The sequence below is a fragment of the Nocardiopsis halophila DSM 44494 genome, from assembly GCF_000341245.1.
Lineage (GTDB): Bacteria > Actinomycetota > Actinomycetes > Streptosporangiales > Streptosporangiaceae > Nocardiopsis_A > Nocardiopsis_A halophila.
Map to the genome: position 1 here is coordinate 1 of NZ_ANAD01000097.1, position 23,224 is coordinate 23,224.

A 23,224-nucleotide genomic window follows, 5' to 3' on the forward strand; every position below is an offset into this window, starting at 1 on the left:
TGATGGGCGCGGCCTCCGGGCCGAGTCGGCCTTCCTCCTGTTCGGGCCGCCTCGGCGATTGATTTCGAAGATCGGCGAAACGTGGGGGCGCGCCGGCGTTCTCCTGTGATGCTTCCTGCTGTGCGCCGCCGGGACACCGACCCGTCCCGGAAGCGCCGAACGGTTCGACGGGGGAAGCGGGGCGCCGGGTCGGAGACGGAGACCGGGCGCGGCGACGGCTCCGCGGCAACGCGGACATCCTCGGGCGCGCGGTTCCGGCCGGTGCCCGTCCCCATGAAGAAGGAAGGAAGAGGCCATGCCTGCGAACGACCTGCTGCGCGTCAGCTTCACCGATTCCGACTCCGGGCACCCGATCGGCCCGGTGGAGCTGGGGGACGAGGAGCTGACCGCGGCCCAAGGGGGCAGCCCCACCCTGGGCCCGATCTGCACGGTGATCATGTCCGAGTTCTGCGGGATCACCAGCACTGGCCCGGCCACGGCCGACACCTGCCAGAACACCATCTGCAACTGCGCCTGAGCGCGGACGCGCAACCCCGGGCCGGGCGTGCCCCGGCCCGGGGCCCGGTCACCGCCGTCCGGCCCGGCCGCGTCGGCCGTCCTCGATCACCCCGGGAGGAAACGCCCATGCCCCGCGTGCGCGCGCTCATGCAGACGTCACCGCGCGACTGCGGCGCCGTCTGCCTGTCCATGGTGCTGCGGGCCCGCGGGATCCCCGCCTTCCCGTTCGCCGTCGCCGCCGTACTGCCCAGCCGCACCCGGGGAGCCAGCGCCTACGACCTCGTCCAGGCCGCCCGCCGGTCCGGTGCCGCCGCCCGCGGCTTCCGGGCCTCCGCGGCGCAGCTGGGAGCTCTGCCGCTTCCGCTGATCGCGCACTACGGCAGCGGACACTACGTCGTGGTCGAGTCGGTCTCTCCACGGCGCGGGCGCCTCACGGTGGTCGACCCCTCGTCGGGGCGCAGGAGGCTCTCCACCGCCGAGTTCGAGCGGGAGTTCAGCGGGGTGGTGATCGGTGTCGAGCCGCCGGGAGCGCCGCTGCCCCGGCGCGCCGCCCTCCTGCGCGACCAGCACCGGCTCCTGTTCGACGCGGGGGACGGGACGGCCGGCCCCTGGCGCCGGCTTCTGCCGGTGCTGCTGCTCGCAGCCGCCGCCGTCTTCCTCCCGGCCGCGGCGACCCAGTACTTCTACCGCCGGCTGATGGCCGACGCCCCGATCGCCGACGGCGTCCTGGCCGCTGCGGGACTGCTCCTCGCGATCGGGCTGTTCGCGGCGTTCACGGTCGTCCGCGAGTCGGCCGCCAGGCGTGCGCAGGACCGGGCCCAGGCCGGGCGGATCGCCTACCTCTCCGGTCTGCTGCGCACTCTGGACCCCTTCTACCTGTCCCAGCGCTCACCGCACGAGGTGTCGCACGAACTCGTGGAGGGCCCCGCGGCGCACGAGGCCGCCACCACCGCCGCCCTGTCGGCGATCGGCTCCCTCATGACCGCGGGGCTGGGCCTCGGCTTCCTGCTCGCGTTCGAGCCCGCGTACTTCTCGGCCGCCGCGGTGATGTCCGTGCTCGCGTTCCTCTCGGCGGTAGGGGTGGGGCGGCGCCAGTCCGACGCCTCGCAGGGAGAGATGGAGGAGTTCCGGGCCTTCGGCGCGCAGACCGGTGTGGTGGTCGAGTCGCTGGAGGACCACCGGGGGATCGGGGCGGACGCCTGGCTCCTGGAGCGGTGGCGCTCCACCGGCACCGACTGGCTGGGGCGCGCNGCCGCGGGGACCGCCGTGCAGCGGGTGGCCACGCTCCTCGTCCCCTTGGCCATGCTGGCGCTGACGCACGACCGGATCACGTCCGGAGACCTGTCGCTGCCGCTGGCCCTGGGCCTGAACATGGTCGCCGTCGTCACGGTCGGGGCGTTCGTCCCGCTCGCCAACGATCTGCAGCGCTACACCGCGATGGCCCCGACCGCCGTGAAATGGGAAGCGGGCGCCCGGCTGCAGCCGCCTCCCTGGCGCCGCCACGGCGGTGAGACCACGCAGACCGCCGCGGACGCGGCCCGGGGAGCGGCCGTCGAGGCCCGGGGGCTGGCCTGCGCGCCGCCCGGTGCGGCGGGCCCCGTGGTCGGCCCCCTCGATCTGCGCGTCGAACCCGGCGAGCTGATCGCGGTCACCGGTCCGTCCGGGTGCGGCAAGACCACGCTGCTGCGCACCTTGGCGGGGCTGGTCCCGCCCGCCACCGGCTCGGTGGTCCACGGTTCCGTGCCAGAGGACGCGGACGCCACCGCATTCGTCTCCCAGGAGCCGGTCCTGCCGGGTGGGCCCCTGGGCGCGATGGTCGCCGCCGGCCTTCCGCTCGGCGACGGCGAGATCCGGGAGGCCTTCGCCGCCCTCGGCGCCGAGGAGATCATCGACGGGCTGCCCGACGGCCTCGCGTCCGCCCTGTCCCCCCGCTGCCCCGAGCTCTCCGCCGGACAGAGGCGCAGGGTCGCGCTGGCGCGGGCGCTGCTGCGGCGGTCGGCCGTGCTTCTCCTGGACGAGCCCACGGCCGGGCTCGACCGGGATTCCGCCGCCGCCGTGGTGGACCGGCTGCGGTCGCACCCAGGGGCCGTCGTCGTCGCCACGCATGACGAACGCCTCGCGGAGGAGGCCGACCGGGTGGTCGACCTGACCCGGGCCCCGCTCACCACCCGGTCGGCCTGACCGGCCGACCACGCCATCGAACTCGGAGGTCCGACCATGCCACCGCTTCGCCGTTCCGAAACGGACACGGCCCTGGAGGCCGCCGCGCCGGCACTCGCCACCCTCGCCCGGACCCCGGACGCCTTCGCCGCGCCCGAGCGGATCGCCGGGCTCTCCCTCGCCGACCTGACCTGGTTCGCCGACCGGACCGAGGCTGAGGAGTGGGCGGACGCGATCCTGAGCACGGCCCCGCCCGCGTCCGGACCGGCGGCCCCCGCACCCGGCGCACCCGCCGCCTTCCGCGTGCCCGCCGCATCGGCGGCGGNGCTCCCGCAGCTCACCGACGTCGCTCTCACTCCGGAGACCGCTCTGCTGCCGTGGTTCCTCACGCTGGCACTCGGAGACCGCCCGCTCGGCGACCTGGTGCCGGCGGGTGCACCGGAACACGAACCCCTGGCCGAGGCCACCCGGCTCTGCGCCGAGGCGACGGCGCGCGCCGTGGTGCTCCACGTGCACCTGCGGCTGCGCGAGGTGGAGGAGGCCCAGCGCCCCGCGCGGCAGGCGGAGATCCTCTCCGGACTGCGGACGCCCGAGGGCATCGCCGCCCTGCTCGCGGATTACCCGCGCCTGGAGCCCTACTGCAGGACACTGGCGGCCGACTGGGCGGACGCCCGAGCGGAGCTGCTCGACCGGCTGGCCGCCGACCGCGGACTGCTGTCCGCCACCTTCTCCCTGGCCCCGGACACCCGTGTGGCGTCGCTGACCGGGGCGCTCGGCGACCGGCACGGCGGCGGCCGCACCACGCACCGGGTCGCGTTCGCCGACGGCACCGTCCTGATGTACAAGCCGCGCCCCGCCGGCATCGACCAGTGGTGGGCCGAGCTGTGCTCCCTGCTGGGAGAACACGGCGTCGCCGACATCCGCTGCGCCCTGACGCTGGACCGCGGCGAGTACGGGTGGCAGGAGTTCCTCGCCAACGACCAGGAGGCCGACCCGGCCCGCTACTACCGGAACCTGGGCGCCCTGGCCGCCGTGACGACGCTGATCTGCTCCATCGACCTGCACTACGAGAACATCGTGGCGGTCGGCGACCGGCCGGCCGTCATCGACTGCGAGACCCTGCTGACGGGCGCCCTGATGCCGCCGGCGACCGAGGGCGGACCGGAGGGCGGCCACCCTCCCGATGCGGCGGCCGTCCGCGACTCGGTCGCGAACCTGCTGATCCTGCCCGGTGTCGACCCGGGGGCGCGCGCCGTCGAGATCAGCGCCCTGACCGGTGGGATCGAGTCCGCGAGCATGCGCGCACGGCGGCTGGTGGACGACGGCAGGGGACCACGCTACGAGATGCGCGACCTCGACCTGCCGGCGCACGGCGCCAACGCCCCGAAGGGGACCCGGGGCCGGGGGGCGGTGCTGGAGTACGAGGACGACTTCACCGACGGGTACCGCACCGCCTACCGGGGCATGCTCACGCTCTGGCGCACCGGCCGCCTCTCCCGCCTGCTCGAGCGCGCCGAGACGGTGACCCTGCGGTACGTCCCGCGTCCGACCCGCACCTACGGCGCCAAGCTGAGCGGAAGCACCCACCCCAACGTCCTGCGGGACCCGCTCGGGCCCGACGTCGTCCTCTCCAGCCTGTGGACGATGGCGAAGACCTATCCCGCCCTCGCCCGGCTGATGGCGCACGAACACGGCGACCTGGTGCGCGGGGACATCCCCTACTTCCAGCACACCGGGGGCGGCCGAGACGTGCGCGCCGCGAACGGGGCGGTGGTCGCCGACTACTTCGCGGACGACGCCGTCAGCCGGATCCGGGGCCGGATGGAGCGCGCCGGTGAGGCGGACCTGGAGTTCCAGTGCACCGTCATCGGCCTCTCCTTCGCCTGCGACCGGGCGCGCGGCACCACCGCGAGCACGCCGGTCAACGACTACGCCGCGCCCCCGTCCCGGGCGGACGAGCCCGCGGCCGCGGAGGCGGAGGGGCGCGAACCGGGGACGGCGACCGCCGCGGCCCCGCTGACATGGTCCGCGGCCGCGGAGCGGCGCCTGGCCCTGCGGCTCGCTGAGCACGTCCGCCGCGGCGTCCATGCCCGGGAGGGCGAGTTCATCACCTTCGGCGTCACGACACGCGACCCGCTGCGCTGGATCATGCACACGCAGGGACCGGCGCTGTACGACGGACTCTCCGGGATCGCCGTCGCCCTGGCCGAGCTCGGTGCCGCGTTCGACCTCCCGGAGCACCGTGCGTTCGCCGCGGAGGTCCACGCCTCGGCGGTGCGGCAGGTGCTGCGCTACGGGACGCCCTCGCACGGCGCGCACGGGGGCATCGCGGGCGTGCTGTGGGCGGGTGCGGTTCTGGCGGCGCGCCACGGGGCGGACTTCGGCGCCTCGTCCGCGCAGCGGCTGCTCGACCTGGTCGAGCGCGCCCAGGACGCGCCGATGGACGTGGTCGGCGGAGCCGCGGGCACGGTGCTGGCGGCGACCGGCGCGTTGGAGCTGGTGCCCGGAGCCCCCTGGGCGCCGCGCCTGCGGGCCGTCGCCGGCGCCGCGGTCGGCACCCTGAGGGCGCGGGCGCAGGAGACCGGAGGGGGAGTCCACTGGCCGATGGCCGATGGGGAGCCCTCCCTGCTCGGCTTCGCCCACGGTTCGGCCGGTGCGCTCTACGCCCTGGCACGCGCCGGTGAGCACGGCCTGGCCGGCGCGCCGGGCGGGCCAGGAGGGGGCGGGGGCGGCGGCACCGACGCGGACCTCGCCGCGGCCACGTTCCGCTGGGACGACGCCCGCCGCCGCGGTGGCGTCTGGCCCGACCTGCGGGCCGAGGAGGACGAGGCCGCCGCAACGATGTCGGCCTGGTGCCACGGCGCCCCGGGCATCGCGCTCGCCCGCGCCGCGTGGCGGTCCGTGGACGGCGGCGCAGGCCTCGAAGCCGCGCTCGGCCTGATGGAACGGAGCGCGCCCGGCGCCTCGCTGAACCTCTGCCACGGCCTGCTGGGCAATGCACAGGTCGCCGAGCGCCTCCGGCGCCGGGGGGCGGCGTCCGACGGTCAGGCACGCGAGGCACGCGACCGCGTGCACCGCCTGGTCAGCGGCCTTGGGGGCCCGGACGCACTCCTGCTCGGCCCGCGGCCGGAGTTCGAGACCGGCATGGCGCCTTCGGTCCCGCTGCCCGGTCTGATGACCGGTCTCGGGGGCTTCGCGCACTGGCTCGCCGCCGTGCGCGACCCCTCGGTTCCCGACGTGCTGACCCTGGAGGCCTGAACGGGGCCGGCCGACGCGCGCCGCCGGCCGGCCCCTGTGAGCGGTCTCTGTGCGGTTCGGGCCCTGCGGAGTTCGGGCTCAGAGGGCCACCGAATAGGTGTCGAGGAGCGAATCGCCCCGTGAACTGCGTGCGATGTTCACGATGCGGCCCCGCTGGCGCCGCTCGATCAGCCCCGCCTTGACGAGCTGGGCGCAGTGGTAGGTGGCGGTCGCCGGGCTGCACATCAGAAGGCTCGCCACCTCATGCATCGGTAGTTCGCGGTCCAAACGGCGCAGCAACCGCGCCCGGATCGGCGTCAATAGGGCGTCGAGGGCGGCGGAGGCTCCGGAGGCCCCGCCGTCGCCGAGGGCACGGGGCAGGGGGTAGCCGAACCACAGCGTGTCGGGGGCGTCCAGGTTGCACACGGACGTGTGCGGGCTGCCGATCATCGGCGTCAGCACGACGCATCGGCCGGCGGCATCGAGCTCGACCGGCTCAGCATCGGGAAAGACCAGGCAGGTGCCGTTCAGGTGCCCTCGCGGATGGGAGAGCGCGAGCGCGACGTCGGTGGCGCCACGGGCCACCGCGGTACCGATGCGCTGGGCTTCGTGCTCACGCTGTGCGGCGCTGCGCCGCCACGCCCGCTCGAGGTGGCGGCCGATCTGGTCGAAGGCGGCCACCACCCCGTCGACCCACTCGCGGGGAGAGGCCCAGACCGGTCTCCAGTGAGCGGGCAGCCCCGTGTCGGCGAAGGTCCGTTCGAGGTCGGCGCGCACGTCGTCGCCGGTCAGCGAGCCCAGGCGGTCGAGCTCCTCGGCCAGGGTGGCGTCGCGGCCCGGGTCGCCGGGGCTGAGGCAGTCGGGGGAGAGGGAGTGCCCGGGGGCCACGATCGGCCATAGGGCGCGGTGCGCCTTGGCGGGCAGGCAGGCGGCCAGCTCGGCCGCGTAGCCGGAACCCCGTTGTGTCCGGGCCCTCGCGGCATCGCAGGCCAAAGCGAACGTGCTGGCGTAGTGGCTGAAGGTCACCCGGACGCGGATATCGGCGGCGGAACCGAAGTCGACACGGGTACGGCCGACCGGTGATGCCATGATGACGGCCTCCTGTGGCGCTCGGGCTCCGGTGACGGCGTGCGGCAGCGCTCCGGCGTCGGACGGGAGCAGGGCCGGCGCATGAGAACAGCGGGACCGCTGCGGCGAACCGTGTTCCGGGTGATCGACTCCATGATCACGTTCTGAGGCTGCAATGGGGTTGTGACCTGGTTGGGGCCCGTTCGTGAGAGCGCGGGGGAGAGGTCCCCGTCGCAGTGCGGCGACGCCGCTGCGCGTCCAGGGCGAGGACATCCGGACGGATCAGCAGATCCTCCGGTACTCCGCGTCGGCCATGACGCAGCGGTACACCCGCATGACCTGGGCCGCTCCGCTCCGCCGTCCGTACGGACCGCGCCAGTGGCGGCCCCGGCCCCCGAAGGGCGCCATCACCGTCTTAGTGACGATTTGGCTATCCTCGTCTACGAACAGTGACTTCCCTCGGGGCATCGCCCAGGTGATCCCTCCCATCGCCCCTACCCACAGGAGGAGAGCCGTTGAGCTACGACGTGGTGGCCTTGGTCGCCGGGATGCCCGACGAGCGGGCGATCGCCGATGCCCTTGACGGCGTGGATCCCGACCTGTGGCTGTACCGGCATGGGGATACCGAGGTCCTGCAGATTCGGGACGGGGACGGTCGTCTGCTGGCCACGCTCGAACCCGGGCAGCAGGTAGAGCGCGCGGAAGTGGTCACAGGCCTGCTCGGCGAGGAGGTCGTGGCCGGTCTGCCGGAGTGCTTCTGGTGGGTGGAATCGCGTGCCCGCCCAGACGCGCTGGGCCGTGAGGTCGCGCACCGGTTCGCCGACGGGCTCGCACTGCGGCTCGGGGGAGCGGTGTGGACATCGGGGCAGGCCGACTTCGGTCTGTGGGAGGAGCCGGAGCACCCGGCGGTGGAGCGCACCGCGGAAAGGGCACTCCTGGTCGCCCAGGACCGGGACGTGGTGCCGTTCTCATCGTGGTTCAGCGATGTGGTCGCCACTCATGGGCGCGAGAGGATGATCCAACTGCTCACCCCGCCGGGCGCGCGGCTCACATACGCGATGCGCACCTTCGCGGCCGGATCCCTGGGGCGCTGGGTCGTGCAGGGGTTCGACGGCGGCTACTTCGATGGCATCACCGGCCTGCCCGTGTACTGGGACGAGGAGTACGGATTCCGCGCCGAGGACGAACCGGTCGGGCCGGCCTGGGCCGAGGGCAAGCCGAACGCCGAGCCGGCCCCGGGCTTCCTCGCGGGCTTCGCCGAGGAGGCCGGGACGCAGTTGGTGGTGGAGGCCTCCGTGCTCCACTGTGACCCGTTCGTTGTGGAGCCGGGCCGCGCAGCGGAGATCGTCACCGAGCACCTGGCCGGGGCCGCACCCGCCTCATGGGGGCCGCACGAACCCGCGCTCAGGTCCTGGGACCGCGACCGGATGGGCCGGTTCGTCCGCGAGCGCGCGCCCAAGCCCTCGATCCTGTACCTGTCCGGGCCCCTGGATGAGAGGAGCCCGCTCTCCGGGCAGGTCCACATGGCTCGACGAGGCCCCCGGTTCCTGGAGCGGGTGTCGGTGGCCTTCGGGTACGCGGGCGAGGACGCAGCGCCCTTCAGTGCGCTGCCCGAGCTGGTGAAGGCGCTCGCAGCGGAAGGCGGGCTGGAAGCGCTGCGGGTGCGCCGCATCCCGGGCCGCAGGGACGTGACCTACATGCCCGTGTGGGCGGGGCCGGCGGTCCCCGTCGGGCTGGCGATCGGGCCGGAGCGCCTGCGGCGGATCGGGGCCGACCGAGCCCAAGCGGGACCGATCGCCGGCACGCTCCTCGGCCATGGCGGCGACCAGGCCGTCTGGTACCCGGTGATGGGGGAGGCCGATGCTCCCCTGCGGGCACTGGATCTCCTGCATCGGCACATCGAATATCTGGCCACGGCGTCCGCGAGGTGAAATGGCCGGTTCCGGTCCGCCGGGGCCAGGCCTTCCTCGCACCGAAAAGTGGCACACGCCACCGCTATAGCTCTGGCCTGCGGCTTTCCGCTCGTCACCCTCGGAACTGTTGCCCTGATTCCGCATGCGGTCGGCCCTGTCGGCGAACCGAAACCATTCGCGAAATGTCACCCCGTATGCGCATGCTGCTACAACTGTGCCGCGAACGTGTGCGGAGTAGACGAAACCGACCGGGAGGTGCCGCCGGTGAAGTTCGAGAGGGTCGATCCTCCAGGCGAGACCGCCGACGCGGGGCCCCGTCCCGCTGTACCCGCCGGTGATGGGAATGTGGGGGAGGGTGCGTCCAGTACAGGCGCACCGGACCAGGCAGCGGCCCGCCCCGTGGGCGAGCGTATGGCCACGACCCTCGACGGGGTTCGTGCCTCGTTGAACCTGCTCGCGGCCCAGGCCGCCGAGCAGTGCGCGGCCGAGGCCGACCGCCTGGCCGATGCCGGCACGCCGACCGCCCCCGGGGCGGTGTTCCGCCCCGACCGCTTCTCCGCCGCGAAGGGGGAGCGCCGGTGAGCCGATGGAACATCGACGTCTACGGCGTCTCGGTGGTCCTGACCAATCTCGGGGACAAGCTCGGTATCGAGGGCGGGGGGCTCTCCTCCACCATCGATTCGGCGGCCGACGGCATCGAGACGGCGTTGAACAACGCCAAGAGCCCGCCGGTGGAGGGCGCCCTGGGCGGCTTCTTCGACCACTTCTTCGACGAGACCGACGCCATGTTCGTCCGCAGCATGTCCTGCATCCAGGGCGCGAGCGAGGCCACCCTCGCCTACAACCAGGGCCAGGAGGAGATGGCGGCCCAGGCCCAGAAGGAGGCGGGCAGCGGCGACAACCTCGACCTGTGACTGACCCTCCACCCCCATGGAAGGCCCCCGGTGAGTTTCGAACCCACCCAAGTCCAGCCCGGCGTGGATCCGAACATGTACACGCTCATCGATCCCGACGCCATCCCCTACCCCCTGACCGATGTGGAGTCGCTGGCCTCCGCGGCCGAGACGCTTCGCACCAAGGGGCAGGACCTGCTCGACGGGGCCGAGGACCTGCGCTCGACCTGGAAGGGCTTGGACGCCCACTACGAGGCGCCGGAGAGCGAGAAGCTCTTCTCCAAGATGGAGCCCGTGGCGACCCGGGGCGAGGACCTCCAAAGCGACCTGTCCACCGTCGCCGACGCACTGGAGGAGCTGGCCGAAGCCGCCAAGACCGCCCGCCGGTCGCTCAACAACCTGCGGATCGACGCCCAGGGGCTGTGGAACCGCAACCACGACAAGCCGATCTGGTGGCTGACCAAGGACGAGCAGACCGACGAGTGGGCCCTGCTGGAGAACATCCGCATCAAGGACGCGGTCAACAGCGCCTGGTCCACCTTCAACCAGGCCGAGAACGACTGCGCCAACAAGATCTCGGCGCTCTTCGGCGGCCCCACCTATGTCTCGTCCGGTGAGGGCGGCGGAAAGGACGTACGCGTCTACGGGCTGGCCCCCGATGCCGGTGAGCGCGACCTGTCCCTGGACCAGGCCCTGAGCTTCGAGGGCCTCAACAGCAGGTTCAACGACTTCGCCGGGTGGGCGGGGAACAAGATCGACCCCTCCAACGTGGAGTGGGGCAACGACGCCGGGCAGGCGGTCTGGGACGTCGTGGTCACCGACACCCTGTGGGGGGCGGGGGTGGGGCTGTACTCCAAGCTGGGCTTCTGGAACCCCAAGAGCGGGTGGCGGTTCGACCTCTCGGGGCGCTGGGAGAACTTCAAGGCGGCGTGGAAGGGCGCGGCGCTGGACACGGCGGCCCTGGTCGGGGTCCACGACGAGCACGGGTGGCTGTGGGATCCCGGCGAGGGCGGCCGCGAGGGCTGGGGCGCCGGGTGGGACCGGTGGCTGGGCAATGTGGAAGCCAGCAAGGATGAACTGGTCGAGGGCTACACCGCCTGGTCCACACGCGAGGACGGCACGAGCTACTCCAACACCACCATGGTCGCCAATGCGGCGATGTTCACGGGCGGGCTGCCTCTCAAGGCCGCCAAGATCGTGCTCGGAACGGGCGTGGACGCCCCGAACGGGAAACACTCCTCCGACTCCCCCGATTCTGAGGAGGAAGGCGGCTCCGGCAAGTCCACCGCGCACGGAGGCCCGGGGACGAACGGGTGGCCCAGCAGCCCGTTGCCCCAGCGCCCTGGGGGCGGTGCCCTGACCACCGAACGCTTCGAACACTCGCTCAAGACGGTACGGGAGTCGCTGCTGGACCCCAACCGGCTCCGCCCTGCCCCTTCGGGGCGGCCGGACCGGCCCAATCCCGCTCCCACGCCCGACTCCGGGAGTGACGGCCCCTCCCAGCAACTGGGCACGCCGCAGCGCGGTGGCACCCCAAATGATCAAGAGGGCCGTACTCCACCCGCTCGCCCAGGCGACAAGGGCGCCCAAGAACGCCCGGAAAAGGAAGACAAGGAAGACGCCGGCCTACCGGGACGAGCCGGTGAGAAGCCCGGTGCCCCCGCACCTCCCGGGCGCCCGGCGAGTGAGTCCCCGCGCGTCCGCGAGAACGGCCAGGACGACGGCCCGGTTCAGCACCGAGACGACGACCAGGAAGAGGCCGGCAAGCCCGGTGAGGAGCCGAAGAGACCCGACACCGCCGCCGCAGGCGGTGCGGGAGGCGGTGCCGACGATCCCCCGAAGGACCGCACGACCACCGGAGGCGGCGACGACGAAGGAGCGGACGACCCTTCAGGAGAGGGAGGCGCTTCCGGTTCCCAGCAGAATCCTGGAGCTCCTGAGCAGCCTTCGCCTGGCGCCCCCGGTGGAGGCGGCGCTGACGGCAAGGGCGACGGGTCCCTCCTCACACCTGATCCCAGCAGGCCGGAATACCTGCCTCCGGACGACAGCCGGATGGACCCGGCACTTGCTCCTGAGGTCCTCAACGCTGTGAAGAACACACCCGGCGTGCGCCAGTTGAGCTTCAACGATGCTGAATACCAGCAGATCATCAAGAACCTCAGCAACAAGCCCTACGGACAGCAGACCGCGGAGATGATCCTCGAGACCCCTGTGACGAAGATGAAGGGGTTCAGTGGAATCGTGGCTGCACTCAAGGATCAAAGGGAGATCGAGTCCAAAAACCAAGAGATTCGACTTGCGCTCGACATCCACCGGTCGGGTGTTCCTGTGGAGGACATTGAGTTTCGCGGCAAGGACAAGTCGACCGGTGAGGACTTGGATGTTGCCGTCGTGGACGACACTGGGAACACGGTTAGGGGATATCAAGCATACCTTCCTTCCCCTGACTCGCTTGACCCGATGAAGTCGGCTCGCAAGAAACTTGCGAAGCAGCTCCCCTTTGAGGCTGACACGGAAAATCAGGTGGGCGTAGTGGAGATGCGTATGGACAGTGGGGATGTTCCTTATGGTGACATCGAAGCGATGGAGGCGTGGGCCAAGAAAAGGAATTTGAGTCTCCATCTTCATTTCAAGGATGATACGATCACCCTTCCCCGGGGTACACAGATCTACAAGGAGGGAAACTGATGGGGGGACTCCTCAGGGCTCCTGAGCCCGCTGGCTCATGGGAGTGGTTCTTCGATACAGGGAAAGTGGAGGCAGGTTTTGCCGATTCCCTATCCGTGCTGGAGGTGGTTGCCAGGGTCCTTCACCGCCATGGGCTTCTCACGGTCGATGCCGTCGAGATCTGTTGGGAGTATCCTCGCGGTCGGCGTAGGCCTCGTGACTGGCGGACCGTTCCTGTATGCGGGGCCGTTGACTCGCCCGAGTGCGCTGAGAGCCTCCTTGCCACCCGCCCGCAGGACGTCTCCGACGCAGAAATGCTGCTGCTGCGGGTACACGGTAACGGTACGTGGATCGATGCCCAAGGGAACGCCCATACAGAAGCCGACCTCGTAATCGCCGAGACGATGCTGTTGGATGAAGACGTCGCTGTGGACGTATCCGTTCACCATGACGTCTGGGCGCCTCACGCATTTAATGGTGCCCCCCACCCGGAGGTGCACGCCGCCAACGCTCCGCGACTCGCAGCGGCATTGAAGGAGATCGAATCCACGCTGCAGACACCTATAAACCCTGGAGAGGTCACCTATTTCGGTGCCGTAGAGGGGTATGGCATATTTGAACCCGAACCGGGCGATCTTGATAATGGTTGGGATATCGACAGAACTGACAGGATCGACTGAGGTTGACCTGATCTCCGATTCGCTTCCCTTTTTCAAGTCCTTCGATTGTCTTTGTTGGTAGAGGCATGTGTTCGAAATCCCCGAGGCTTCGGTTCTGTACTGCGGTCTGCATCGAGAGGAACCATGTCCCTATTGATGAGAGCGCCGAAGGCGACTGCCACGTGGACGTGGGTGGTCGAGCACGCTGAGGGATCAGACGTGGTGGAGGTCGGCTGCGCTACAGCGGCGTCGGTGGCGGAGGTTCTCAAGAACCGCGACCTGCTGTACCTCGACGGTGTCGATGTGGACTGGTTCCAGTACGGCAGCGGGCATACCGGATACCGGTCTCGGATCCTCTACTGCAGTGGCCTCACCCCCACCGCTTTGGCGACGAGGGTGCGCAACTCGCGGCCGACCGGCCAGCCGGAGGCGTACCCGGAGTCGCTCGTCCTCAACGGCCCCGGGAACTGGATCGCCTCTGATGGGAGCAAAAGGGGCGAAGTAGGGCTCGTCATGGTCACTGTCGACGTCGCGACAGAGGACACGATGGTCGAGCTGAGCGTCCACCACGACATCTGGGCAGAGAACGACTTCCTCGGGCGCCCCCATCCCGAGGTCCACCGCGGTAACGCGCCCCGTCTGGCGCAGGCCCTGAGAGACCTCGAGGCGACCCTGGGAGCCGCGGCCGAGGTCGGGGAGCCCACCTACTTCGGTACGGCCTCCGACCACGGTGTGCAGGCGCCTCGCAGCGGGTCGGCCGGTGGAGGGCTTGACGTGACCGACCGGCTCTGAGGCATGGACGGAGCAGGAGCACTGAGCTCGTCCGTCTTGAAGCGCCGCCGCGCCATCACGCCGGATGAGCAGGTCCCCGGTGGTGATGACGGTTCTGGTCACGGTGTTCCTTGAAGCGGTGGTGGTCTTTGGAGGGGGAGCAGGTGACACCCGTACGGGCGTCAGCTCCAGGCCTGTCTTTCCTTGCTGCGTGGGTCGTCGACCTGGGACCACTCGGCGTCGATGCGCATCGTGGCCCGGCATTCGGTGTCGTAGCGATCCCAGCCGGGGTCGCCGGTGGTGGCGAACCGGATCCAGGTCTCGTGCATGCGGGCCGCGAGATCCGCGGGGGGCTCGTCGGGGCCGAGCAGGGCGGCGGGTCCCTGCAGTTGCGGCAGGTGCGTGAGATCGAAGACAAAGGGCAGTTCGACCGCGTGCGCGGCGCCGAGTTCTCCGTCCAGGGCGTGCGAGCGCCAGGCGAATTCGTAGGCGAAGGTCGCGGACCCGGGGGTGGGCGGCATGGGAGCCGGCCAGGGCCCGGCTGCCCGCGCCGAACAGAGCGTCGGTCATGATGGCGGAACGCAGTTCGCCGTAGGACGCTCCAGGACGTGTCCTGCGGTACGTCTCCACGAGCTGTGCCGGGTTCGGGTGCGAGCGTGCCGCCGTGTCGTCCACGTCCTCGGCGGTCGAGGAGGCGTACCTGTCCACGGGGACCAGGTAGAGGAGGCCCTCCTCCGTGTTGGTCCCGACGAGCAGGTCGACGCCGGAGCCGTGTCCGGCCGCGACGGATACGGCGGGCTGCGTGTCCAGGACCAGGCTGAAGGGGCTGAGGCCGATAAGCGGGTCGTGGTGGGTGGCGGTCTGTAGGTCGATGCCCGCGAGCTCGGAGGCGGCGTCCACAAGGCGCTCGTCGGAGATCTCCGCGAAGGCGTCCACGTGCGGCTTGACGCCCAGGACCTCGGTGGCCGCGGCGGTGACGCGGGCGGCCTGCTCGGTGGTGAACGCGCCCAGGCCGCTGCCGCTCTGCACGATCGCCCTGCGGAGCAGTCCCGCGGCCTCCGCATGGGCCAGGACGCCGCCGACGACGGTGGCCCCGGCCGACTGGCCGAAGAGCGTGACGTTGTCCGGGTCACCGCCGAACGCGGCGATGTTCTCCCGCACCCAGCGCAGCGCGGCGACGACGTCGAGCAGGCCGCGGTTGGCAGGGGCCCCGGGGAGGTCGAGGAACCCGGCGATGCCGAGCCGGTAGTTGACGGTGACCAGGACGACGCCGTCACGGGCGAAGGCGGAACCGTCGTACATGGCGGACCGTGTCGAGCCGGCGACGAATCCTCCGCCGTGGACGAACACCATCACGGGCAGGCCGCCCTGCGCGGCGGCGGGCGTCCACACGTTGACGGTGAGGTAGTCCTCGCCGCGGCTCCAGCCGGTGCCGAAGTAGGGGGCCATGTCGATGCTGCCGAGCCTGCGCTCGGACTGCGGCGCGTTGGGGCCGGGCACGGTGGCGTCCCGTACACCGTCCCAGGGCTCGTGCGGCTGCGGCGGCGCGAACCGGTCGGCGCCCACGGGAGGGGCGGCGTAGGGGATGTTCAGGAAGGCGGCGGTGCCGCCGTCACCGCGCAGACCGCGGACGGCTCCCTGCGCGATGGTCACGACGGGTTCGGGGTGGTGGCTCATCTCTGGCGCCTTTCCGCGGGCTTCAGGGCGCACCTCGCTCTCGCGGAGCTGCTGCGCGAGGAGCCCGACCGCCGCGCCTGGCACCTCGCCGCCGCGACGGTGCGCCCTGACCAGGAAGTGTCGGCCGCCTTGCAGCAGACGGCCGACCGTGCCCGGCGCCGAGGTGGTTTCGCGGCCGCTGCCGCGGCCCAGGAACGCGCCGCAGAGCTCAGCCCGCGCCGCGAGGACCGGGCGCGCCTGCTGACCGAGGCCGCCGCCACCGCCGTATTCACCGGTCAACTCGGCTGGGTGGAGCACTTGTCCGCCGAAGTCCGCGAGTGCACCGACGACCAGGCGCTGCTGGGCAAAGCCGCGCTGGCCACCGGCCGGCTCATGTCCCTGGGCCCCCACCACACAGCAGCGTTCGCCCTGCTCATGCGCGTCGCCAACGAGGGGACGGACGCCGGGTCGCCCCTCGTACTCGACGCGCTGGCCGCAGCGGCGGGGGTCCGCTACTACTCGGGCGAGGAATCCCAGCAGCGACAGATCCAGAGCCTGGTCTCCCGGGTGCCCGACGATGCCTCCAGAGCGGCACTGCACGCATGGGTACGGGCCGTCTCCGACCCCAGCGGCGCAGGAGCGTCCCTCGCACCGGTGCTGCCCGGGCTCATCGCCGAAGCCGAGGGCGACGCCCAGCGCCTGACCGCGCTTGCCATCGTCGCCTGGCTGCTCGACCAGACCACCCTCGCTGCCAGGACCTTCGACGAGGCGTTCGACCAGTGGCGGGCCCACGGCCCGCTCCCGGACGGACTGGGATGCGCGGTCGGCTGGACCCGCCTGGAACAAGGCCGATGGGCCGAGGCCCGCTCGGTGGCGGCCGACATCGCGGCCACGGCATCGGCTGCCGGACTCGACCACGCGGAGGCGTGTGCTCAGGTACTCGACGCCACAGTGGTCGGCCTGCTGGGCGACCCGGCCGCCGCACGCCGGCTCGCCGAGCGGGCCCTGTCTCTCGTGGATCCGCTGGAGAGCCGCTCCGTCGCGGTCTCCGCATGCCGGGCCCTGGGGATGGCGGCCGTGGCCGAGGGCGACTACGACACCGCGTACACACAGTTCCGTTCCGCGTTCACCGACGACGGCGATCCGGTCCACTACCACGTCTCCTACACCGTCCTGGCCGAACTGGCAGCGGCGGCCGTCCGCCGAGGGCAGCAGGAACACGCCGCAGAGCTACTGGAACGGTCGGCGCGGCGCCTCGGTACGGGCATGTCGGCTCGGGTGTCCGCCCTGATCGAGCGGGGCCGCGCCCTGCTGGCGGATCCCGAGCACGCGGAGCCGTTCTTTCAGGCGGCGCTCGTGCAGCACGCGGGCGAGCAGTGGCCGTTCGAACGGGCACAGACCCGGCTCGACTACGGGGAATGGCTCCGGCGCCGGCGGCGTATCGCCGAGGCCCGTCCACTGCTGGGCGCCGCCCTGGAAACATTCCAGCGACTGGGGGCGCGGCCGTGGATCGATCGGGCACAGGCAGAACTGCGCGCCGCCGGCATCGAGGTGACCGCCGTCGTGCCCAGTGCCTTCACCGAACTCAGCCCCCAGCAGCAGCAGATCGTCCATCTGGCGGCCCGCGGTCTGACGAATCGTGAGATCGGGGAGAAACTGTTCCTCTCACCGCGCACGGTCGGTTCCCACCTCTACCGGGTCTTCCCCAAGCTGGGCATCACCGCCCGCTCGCAACTCCGCGACGTGCTCGAAGGCACCCTGTCAGGTACCAGCGTCCAGAGCTGACCCCGGACGCCCGCTGACGAGCGTGCCGACTGTTGGGCAACGGCCGTCGCTGTGCAGTCGGCGGACAGACCTGGGGTCGACGCAATTCGGTGGTTCTAGGGGGCGGAGAAGCTGAAGGTGCAGGTCAGGGCGTTGAAGGTGGTTTCATACCCCGAAAAGGAACATCGGGCGGTGTGCGTCCGGTGCTGGGTCGCGCTGTGCGTGCCCGGGTGTGGGCGGACGTGCCGTCCGGTGGCCGTTTCCGGGGCGGGTGGTGCCGCCTGGCGTCATGGGGCGGGGGACTGGGTGCTGCGGGCGGACCCGCGCACGGGGTGCGGGGTGGTTCCGGGCGCATGCGTGGAACGGAACCGGGGGAGGCCCGTTGTTCCGGTAACCGGAGGTGCTCTGCGAGCCGGGTCCCAGCTGAAGAGCGAACCATGAGCCCCAGATGGGGTGGCCCCCAGGCCTGGTGGGGCTCGCTTGGCGGTCTGACCTGGGGTTTTGTTGCGCACCCGGCAGGATTCGAACCTGCGACCGTCGGATTAGAAGTCCGGTGCTCTATCCACTGAGCTACGGGTGCCCGATTCAATTGTGGCGTGGTGCGTGCGGCGCCCGTGCCAGGTGACCTGCGGGGTTGCAGGGGCCGGGTGGGGCGGGGCCCATGATCCTGCGATCGGGTGGCGGGGTCCGTATCGCGGCCTGCCGTCGACCTCGGGGCGACATCCTACGGTATTCGGGCGATGTCCCCCATGGCCGGGCAAAAATATAACAACTACGGACAATCGTAGTTGCGTCTCGTTACCACGCGGGCTCCACCAAATCGACTGCTATCGGTGCCTGACCACACGTTACCCGTGATTAACCCTGCGTGTGGCGTACCCTCGGCGCGTTTCGCGAAGTCGGGTGCCGGGCCGGGGCCGCGGGAACAGCCGAGGCCGCCGGGACCGCCCGGCCGCGGTGGCCGGGCGGCGGGCCGGACGGCCTCAGAAGGCCCAGAACACGCCGACGTAGGTCAGCCAGTTCAGGGCCGTCAGGATGCCCATCATCCCCCCTCTCTCATCTGCGCATCCACCCATCGGGGAGCCCGGGGCGGGGAGGAGAGGGGAAGCGGGCCCGGAGGATGCTCGTGCTCTGGGCAGGGCAAACGCCGGTTGCCGATGTCTTGGCCGATCCCGGACACGGTCGTGGAAGGCGGGAGGGGCGGGGAGATAGCGGTCGGCCTGGCGTCGGGCCCTGTGACCGGCGGCGCTACGGTTGTGACCGTGACTTCGCCTCGATCCCGTTCCGCAGCGCCGCGCGCCCTGGCCCTGTCGCCGTGGCCGTCGCCGCGACGGCGCGAGCCCGTGTACGTGTCCGTTCCTGCTTCTGGGGCCGTCCCCGAGTCCGCCCCAGGGCCCGCCGGTCGCGGGCGCCCGGTGCGCCCGGCTGCGGTGCAGGCGGCACAGGCGCGGCAGGCACCGGCGTGGCCGACGTCGGCCGGGCTGGTCGCCGGGGCCGTGCTCGACCGCCTGGTGCCCGACCCCCGGAGCGGTCACCCCGTCGCCCTGTTCGGGTCGGCCGCCGCGCGGCTGGAGCAGGCCCTCTACGCCCCTTCCCGAGCCCGCGGAGTCCTCTTCTGCGCCGTCGCCGTCGGGGCGGCCGCCGGGGTGGGTGCCGCCCTGGATGGCGCCTTCGGCTCGGCGAGGGAGCGGGCGAGGAGGAAGCGGGGCGCAGAGACTGCCGGGCGGTGCGGTGCGTCGATCGCCAGTGCTCCGACCTCTGCCGCCGCGGCGACCGCCACTGCCGTGGCCACCGCCGCCGGAACCTGGGCCGCGCTCGGCGGGGCGATGCTCGCCCGCGAGGCCGAGGCCATCGCCGACGCCCTCGACGCCGGCGACCTGGACGAGGCCCGCCGCCGCCTGCCCGGCCTCTGCGGGCGCGACCCCTCCGTGCTGGACGAGAAAGGCATCGCCCGCGCCACCGTGGAGTCGGTCGCCGAGAACACCTCCGACGCCGTCGTCGCCCCGCTGGTCTGGGGCGCCCTGCTCGGCCTCCCCGGCCTGCTCGGCTACCGCGCCGCCAACACCCTGGACGCGATGGTCGGACACCGCTCGGAGCGCTACGAACGCTTCGGCGCCCCCTCCGCCCGTCTGGACGACGTGGCGAACTGGGCCCCCGCCCGCCTCACCGCCCTCCTGGCCTGCGCTGCGGCCCCTATCGTCGGCGGCGACCCCCGCAGGGCGGCGCGCGTCGCCGCCCGCGACGGCCGCAACCACCCCAGCCCCAACTCCGGGCACTGCGAGGCGGCCTTCGCCGGAGCGCTCGACCTGCGCCTGGGCGGCGCCAACCGGTACGGCGACCGGGTGGAGCACCGCCCCGAACTCGGGGAGGGCCGCCACCCCGAACCCGACGACATCCGCCGCGCCGTCGCCCTGGCGCGCGCCGTCGACGCCGGGGCCGCCGCCGTCGCCGCGGCAGTCGCCGCGCTCCCCGGGGGCCGGAAGTGACCCGGCGTGCCGGGCAGGCCCCGGCGCTCCTGGTGGCGGGCACCACCTCCGACGCCGGCAAGAGCGTCGTCGCCGCCGGGCTGTGCCGCTGGCTGGCCCGCCAGGGCGTCAAGGTGGCCCCGTTCAAGGCGCAGAACATGTCGCTGAACTCCGTGGTGACCCCCGACGGCGCCGAGATCGGCCGCGCCCAGGCGATGCAGGCCGCGGCCGCGGGCATCGAGCCCTCCGCGGCCATGAACCCGGTCCTGCTCAAGCCCGGCGGGCAGCGCACCAGCCAGGTCGTGGTGCGCGGCCGCGCCGAGGGGGAGGCCGACGCCGTGGGCTACCGCGCCTACCGCGACCGGCTGCGGGACGTCGCCGCCGAGTCCCTGGCCGAGCTGCGGTCCCGCTACGACGCGGTGATCTGCGAGGGCGCCGGAAGCCCCGCCGAGATCAACCTGCGCGCCGGGGACATCGCCAACATGGGCCTGGCCCGCGCCGCCGACCTGCCGGTGCTGGTCGTGGGCGACATCGACCGGGGCGGGGTGTTCGCCTCGATGTACGGCACCCTGGCGCTGCTGGAGCCCGAGGACCAGGCGCTGGTCGCGGGTTTCGTGGTGAACAAGTTCCGCGGCGCCCCCGAGCTGCTGGAGCCGGGCCTGGAGATGGTCCGAGGGCTCACCGGCCGCCCGGTCCACGGGGTCCTGCCCTGGCTCGACGGCCTGTGGCTGGACGTGGAGGACTCGCTCGCGCTGAGCGTGGACCGCGGCCCCGTGCAGGCCCCGGTGGGCGGCCGGTCGCTGCGCGTGGCCGTGGTGCGGGTGCCCCGGATCAGCAACTTCACCGACATCGACGCGTTGACCGTGGAACCGGGCGTCGACGTCCGCTTCGTCACCGGCGTCCACGAGCTGGACGACGCCGACCTGGTGGTGCTGCCCGGCAGCCGTGCCACCGTGTCCGATCTGGCCTGGCTGCGCGAGCGCGGACTGGACCGGGCGGTGGTCGAGCGCGCCCGCCGCGGCCTGCCGGTGCTGGGCATCTGCGGCGGGTACCAGATGCTCGCCCACCGCATCGACGACGAGGTGGAGTCGGGCGCGGGCAGCGTGGACGGGCTGGGCCTGCTGCCGGTCCGGGTGCGCTTCGCCGCCGACAAGACGCTGGGCAATCCCCGGGGCACCGCATATGGCGAGGAGGTCCTCGGCTACGAGATCCACCACGGGGTGGCCGAGGTCGACTGGCAGGGGACCCCGCGGGAGGCCGACGGGTACGGGGCGGCGCCCGAGCCCTTCCTGGACGGCTGCCGGGCCGGAGCGGTGTGGGGCACGACCTGGCACGGCGCGCTGGAGAACGACGCCTTCCGGCGGGCGTTCCTGGCCGACGTGGCGGGCGCGGGGGGGGGCGGNGCGCCCGACACCGACTTCGCGCAGGCGCGCGCGTCCCGGCTGGACGCCCTGGGCGACCTGGTCGAGGAGCACATGGACACCGACGCCGTGTGGCGGCTGCTGGAGGAGGGCGCGCCAGAGGGACTGCCGGTGATCCCGCCGGCCGGGCCACCGCTGTAAGGCCTCCTGAGGGAACATCGTTCGAGGCGGGCGGCCCACCCTGGAGAGAAGAGCCGGGTGTGGGACGGAGGGACGGCCGAAGCCGGGGGAGTGGACGCCGCCGGGCGGCGAGCACGTCCGGACCTGCCAGCGCTCTGGGGCGTCCTGCCTGTATTGCACATCGGGGTCGCCTGGCGGCGCCCGAGGCAGGGGAGGAGTGTGGCTCCGGCTGCGTACAGGTCGCGTGCTGGACCGCTTCCGGGGAGCGATCGGCGGCTCGTGTATCCGAACGTCAAGGAACTGCTCCTGGTCCGACCGCCGGGATCGCTGTAACGCCGTCGGGCGGCGGACACGACGACGCCACCCGGCTGAGCAGGTTGGTCGGAGCGGTGTCGCCTGAGCCGGGCGTCCCCATGGCGACCGGGACATGACTCCGGTCGCCCGCCGGGGGCAGAGCACGGCTTCGGGGCGTGGAACGCGCGTTCGCCGGTCTGCCGACGGCTCTGTCGACGGTGAAGATGAGCCGTCGCTCACTCCTCGATCCAGTAGGACGTGATCCGCTTGATCTTCGCGGTCTTGCTGTGGCCGCTGAAGGCGGAGACGTCGCAGCAGCGCATTGCGCCTCCACCGGGGAAGGCCATGCGGCTGCTGACCGCTCCCTCGCTCCCGTGCGTGAGGATGCTGTCCAGCAGCAGGGTCTCCGCCTGCCGTTCGACGGCCGTGGCCACCGCATCGGCGAAATCGGCCTTTCCGCGGACGGTGCGCCGTCCGACGATCTCCCAGACGACGTCGTCGGCGACGGTCGGCAGCAGCGCCTGCGCATCACGCTTCGCCAGCGCGATCGTGAAGTCGCGCAGGAGCTGTTTCCTGGGTGCGTTGCCGCAATCCGGTGCGATCGTGACCTGGACCATGGCGGAACACTAGCCGCCACGTCCGACAGCCGCGCATCATGCGCGCCCCGTTCTCTTTCCGTCAGGAGGGCTGGGCAGCGGGGCTGCGTGTGTGGTCCGGGTGCGTTCTGGGCTGTGCGGGTCATGGAGCCGTACCGGCGGTGGGTTTCATGAAGGGCATCCGGGCGCGCATCCCCCGAGACCGGGCCTGTGGACGACGGGTGGCGGGGGCCTGCGGCGCGCTCTACCGTGGTGGGCGACCGGTGGCGGACCGGGGACACGGGCCCGAAGCACACGCGCGACGCGGATGCGGCCCTCGAAGGAATGCGGCCGCCACGCCCTCCGGACGTCTCCGGAGGGGCCCACGGCCCGTGCCCACGGAGGTTCCATGAGCGCCGACCACGTCCCGACCACCGAGCCCGCCGGCGACCGCCGTCCGGACGGGCGCCCCGATGCGTCCCCTGCCGACGGCCCTCGCAGCGCGGCCGACCCGGCGCACCGGGTCGTCCTGGAGCTCGACCCCATGACCCACGCCGAGCTCGAACGGGCCGCCGCCGGGCGGACCGTCGGCTCCTACCTGTACGTCCTCGCCGGGCGCTACGCCCGCTGGAACGAGATGCGCGACTGGCTCGGCCACCTGGAGTCCTGCTACGGCTCCGTGCCCGCCGAGGCCCTGGAGCGGGTCCACCGGCGGATGCTCGGGCTGACCCCCGTCCGGGGCGCCGGCCGCACCCTGAGCGTGGCCTTCTCCGAGGAGGAGTTCGCCGAGCTGGAGATGTCCGCCGAGGGCCGCCCCCTGGCCCTGTTCGTCCGCGAGGCCGTCCTGGACCGCCTCACCTCGGAGGCGCCCTCCGTCTCGGACGGCGCCCGTGCCGACGGCACCGGTGACCGTTCGACCGATGGCGCCGGTGACGGCTCCACCGAGCGCGACCGACCGGCCGACAGCGACCGCGCCGCACCGTAGGGCGGTCCCGGGCGCTCCCGCCTGAGCGGCCCGGGTCGCCGGCCGGGCCGGTGGCCGGACCGCTCGGGCGGCCCGGCC

General features: G+C 72.3%; 16 protein-coding genes, 1 tRNA gene and 1 pseudogene. 13 read left to right on the plus strand and 5 right to left on the minus strand.

Annotated features, from left to right (window positions below):
- Window positions 1-295: 295 nt before the first annotated feature.
- The 3 genes from D450_RS0112630 to D450_RS0112640 all read left to right on the plus strand — a co-directional run bounded on the left by D450_RS0112630 (window position 296) and on the right by D450_RS0112640 (window position 5,916).
- Complete coding sequence (locus tag D450_RS0112630) at window positions 296-517, plus strand: hypothetical protein (protein ID WP_017539033.1); 222 nt, start codon at window positions 296-298, stop codon at window positions 515-517.
- A gap of 128 nt (window positions 518-645) precedes the next feature.
- Window positions 646-2,679, plus strand: a complete 2,034-nt coding sequence (locus D450_RS0112635) for a cysteine peptidase family C39 domain-containing protein (RefSeq protein ID WP_449289464.1) — start codon at window positions 646-648, stop codon at window positions 2,677-2,679.
- A 36-nt stretch (window positions 2,680-2,715) separates the two neighbouring features.
- Complete coding sequence (locus D450_RS0112640) at window positions 2,716-5,916, plus strand: type 2 lanthipeptide synthetase LanM family protein (protein ID WP_017539035.1); 3,201 nt, start codon at window positions 2,716-2,718, stop codon at window positions 5,914-5,916.
- A 78-nt stretch (window positions 5,917-5,994) separates the two neighbouring features.
- Here the strand turns inward: D450_RS0112640 and D450_RS0112645 are convergent, their stop codons facing one another.
- Window positions 5,995-6,984 carry a winged helix-turn-helix domain-containing protein gene (locus tag D450_RS0112645; RefSeq protein ID WP_017539036.1) on the minus strand — a complete coding sequence of 330 codons (990 nt, stop codon included), beginning with the start codon at window positions 6,982-6,984 and terminating at the stop codon, window positions 5,995-5,997.
- A 494-nt stretch (window positions 6,985-7,478) separates the two neighbouring features.
- On the opposite strand from D450_RS0112645, the gene D450_RS0112655 reads away from it, so the two are divergent.
- The 6 genes from D450_RS0112655 to D450_RS0112680 all read left to right on the plus strand — a co-directional run bounded on the left by D450_RS0112655 (window position 7,479) and on the right by D450_RS0112680 (window position 13,887).
- Entirely contained in the window at window positions 7,479-8,894 is a 1,416-nt protein-coding gene (locus D450_RS0112655) for a DUF6177 family protein (protein WP_017539038.1), read from the plus strand.
- Window positions 8,895-9,287: 393 nt separating this feature from the next.
- Window positions 9,288-9,458, plus strand: coding sequence for a hypothetical protein (locus D450_RS33990; protein WP_017539039.1), 171 nt, complete (start codon window positions 9,288-9,290; stop codon window positions 9,456-9,458).
- Entirely contained in the window at window positions 9,455-9,790 is a 336-nt protein-coding gene (locus D450_RS0112665) for a DUF6507 family protein (RefSeq protein ID WP_017539040.1), read from the plus strand. Before D450_RS33990 ends, D450_RS0112665 begins: the two co-directional genes overlap by 4 nt.
- Window positions 9,791-9,820: 30 nt before the next feature.
- The gene (locus D450_RS0112670) at window positions 9,821-12,457 is read left to right on the plus strand and encodes a hypothetical protein (protein WP_017539041.1); all 2,637 of its coding nucleotides are present in this window, start codon (window positions 9,821-9,823) and stop codon (window positions 12,455-12,457) included.
- Window positions 12,457-13,116 (plus strand): hypothetical protein, encoded by a 660-nt coding sequence (locus D450_RS33350; protein ID WP_083932613.1) that lies wholly within the window; start codon window positions 12,457-12,459, stop codon window positions 13,114-13,116. Before D450_RS0112670 ends, D450_RS33350 begins: the two co-directional genes overlap by 1 nt.
- Window positions 13,117-13,251: 135 nt before the next feature.
- Window positions 13,252-13,887 (plus strand): hypothetical protein, encoded by a 636-nt coding sequence (locus tag D450_RS0112680; RefSeq protein ID WP_026128517.1) that lies wholly within the window; start codon window positions 13,252-13,254, stop codon window positions 13,885-13,887.
- A gap of 161 nt (window positions 13,888-14,048) precedes the next feature.
- On the opposite strand, the gene D450_RS34650 is transcribed toward D450_RS0112680, so the two are convergent.
- Both D450_RS34650 and D450_RS34655 read right to left on the minus strand, forming a co-directional pair.
- A complete protein-coding gene (locus tag D450_RS34650; RefSeq protein WP_017539044.1) occupies window positions 14,049-14,387 on the minus strand; it encodes a carboxylesterase family protein in 339 nt (112 codons plus the stop codon).
- A 190-nt stretch (window positions 14,388-14,577) separates the two neighbouring features.
- Window positions 14,578-15,543, minus strand: a pseudogene (locus D450_RS34655) (carboxylesterase/lipase family protein); the annotation flags it as partial.
- 1,245 nt (window positions 15,544-16,788) lie between these two features.
- Here D450_RS34655 and D450_RS34660 point away from each other — a divergent pair.
- A complete protein-coding gene (locus D450_RS34660) occupies window positions 16,789-17,307 on the plus strand; it encodes a helix-turn-helix transcriptional regulator (protein ID WP_241483139.1) in 519 nt (172 codons plus the stop codon).
- A 486-nt stretch (window positions 17,308-17,793) separates the two neighbouring features.
- Here D450_RS34660 and D450_RS0112695 read toward each other — a convergent pair.
- Window positions 17,794-17,866, minus strand: a tRNA-Arg gene (locus D450_RS0112695).
- Window positions 17,867-18,716: 850 nt separating this feature from the next.
- On the opposite strand from D450_RS0112695, the gene D450_RS33035 reads away from it, so the two are divergent.
- Window positions 18,717-19,772, plus strand: coding sequence for a cobalamin biosynthesis protein (locus D450_RS33035; protein WP_017539046.1), 1,056 nt, complete (start codon window positions 18,717-18,719; stop codon window positions 19,770-19,772).
- On the plus strand, window positions 19,769-21,313 hold the full coding sequence (locus D450_RS0112705; protein ID WP_017539047.1) for a cobyric acid synthase: 1,545 nt from the start codon (window positions 19,769-19,771) through the stop codon (window positions 21,311-21,313). The genes D450_RS33035 and D450_RS0112705 overlap by 4 nt, the downstream gene beginning before the upstream one ends.
- A 509-nt stretch (window positions 21,314-21,822) precedes the next feature.
- Here the strand turns inward: D450_RS0112705 and D450_RS0112710 are convergent.
- Window positions 21,823-22,203 (minus strand): nuclear transport factor 2 family protein, encoded by a 381-nt coding sequence (locus D450_RS0112710; RefSeq protein ID WP_017539048.1) that lies wholly within the window; start codon window positions 22,201-22,203, stop codon window positions 21,823-21,825.
- A 367-nt stretch (window positions 22,204-22,570) separates the two neighbouring features.
- On the opposite strand from D450_RS0112710, the gene D450_RS0112715 reads away from it, so the two are divergent.
- Window positions 22,571-23,146 (plus strand): hypothetical protein, encoded by a 576-nt coding sequence (locus tag D450_RS0112715; RefSeq protein WP_017539049.1) that lies wholly within the window; start codon window positions 22,571-22,573, stop codon window positions 23,144-23,146.
- The last annotated feature ends 78 nt before the right edge of the window (window positions 23,147-23,224 follow it).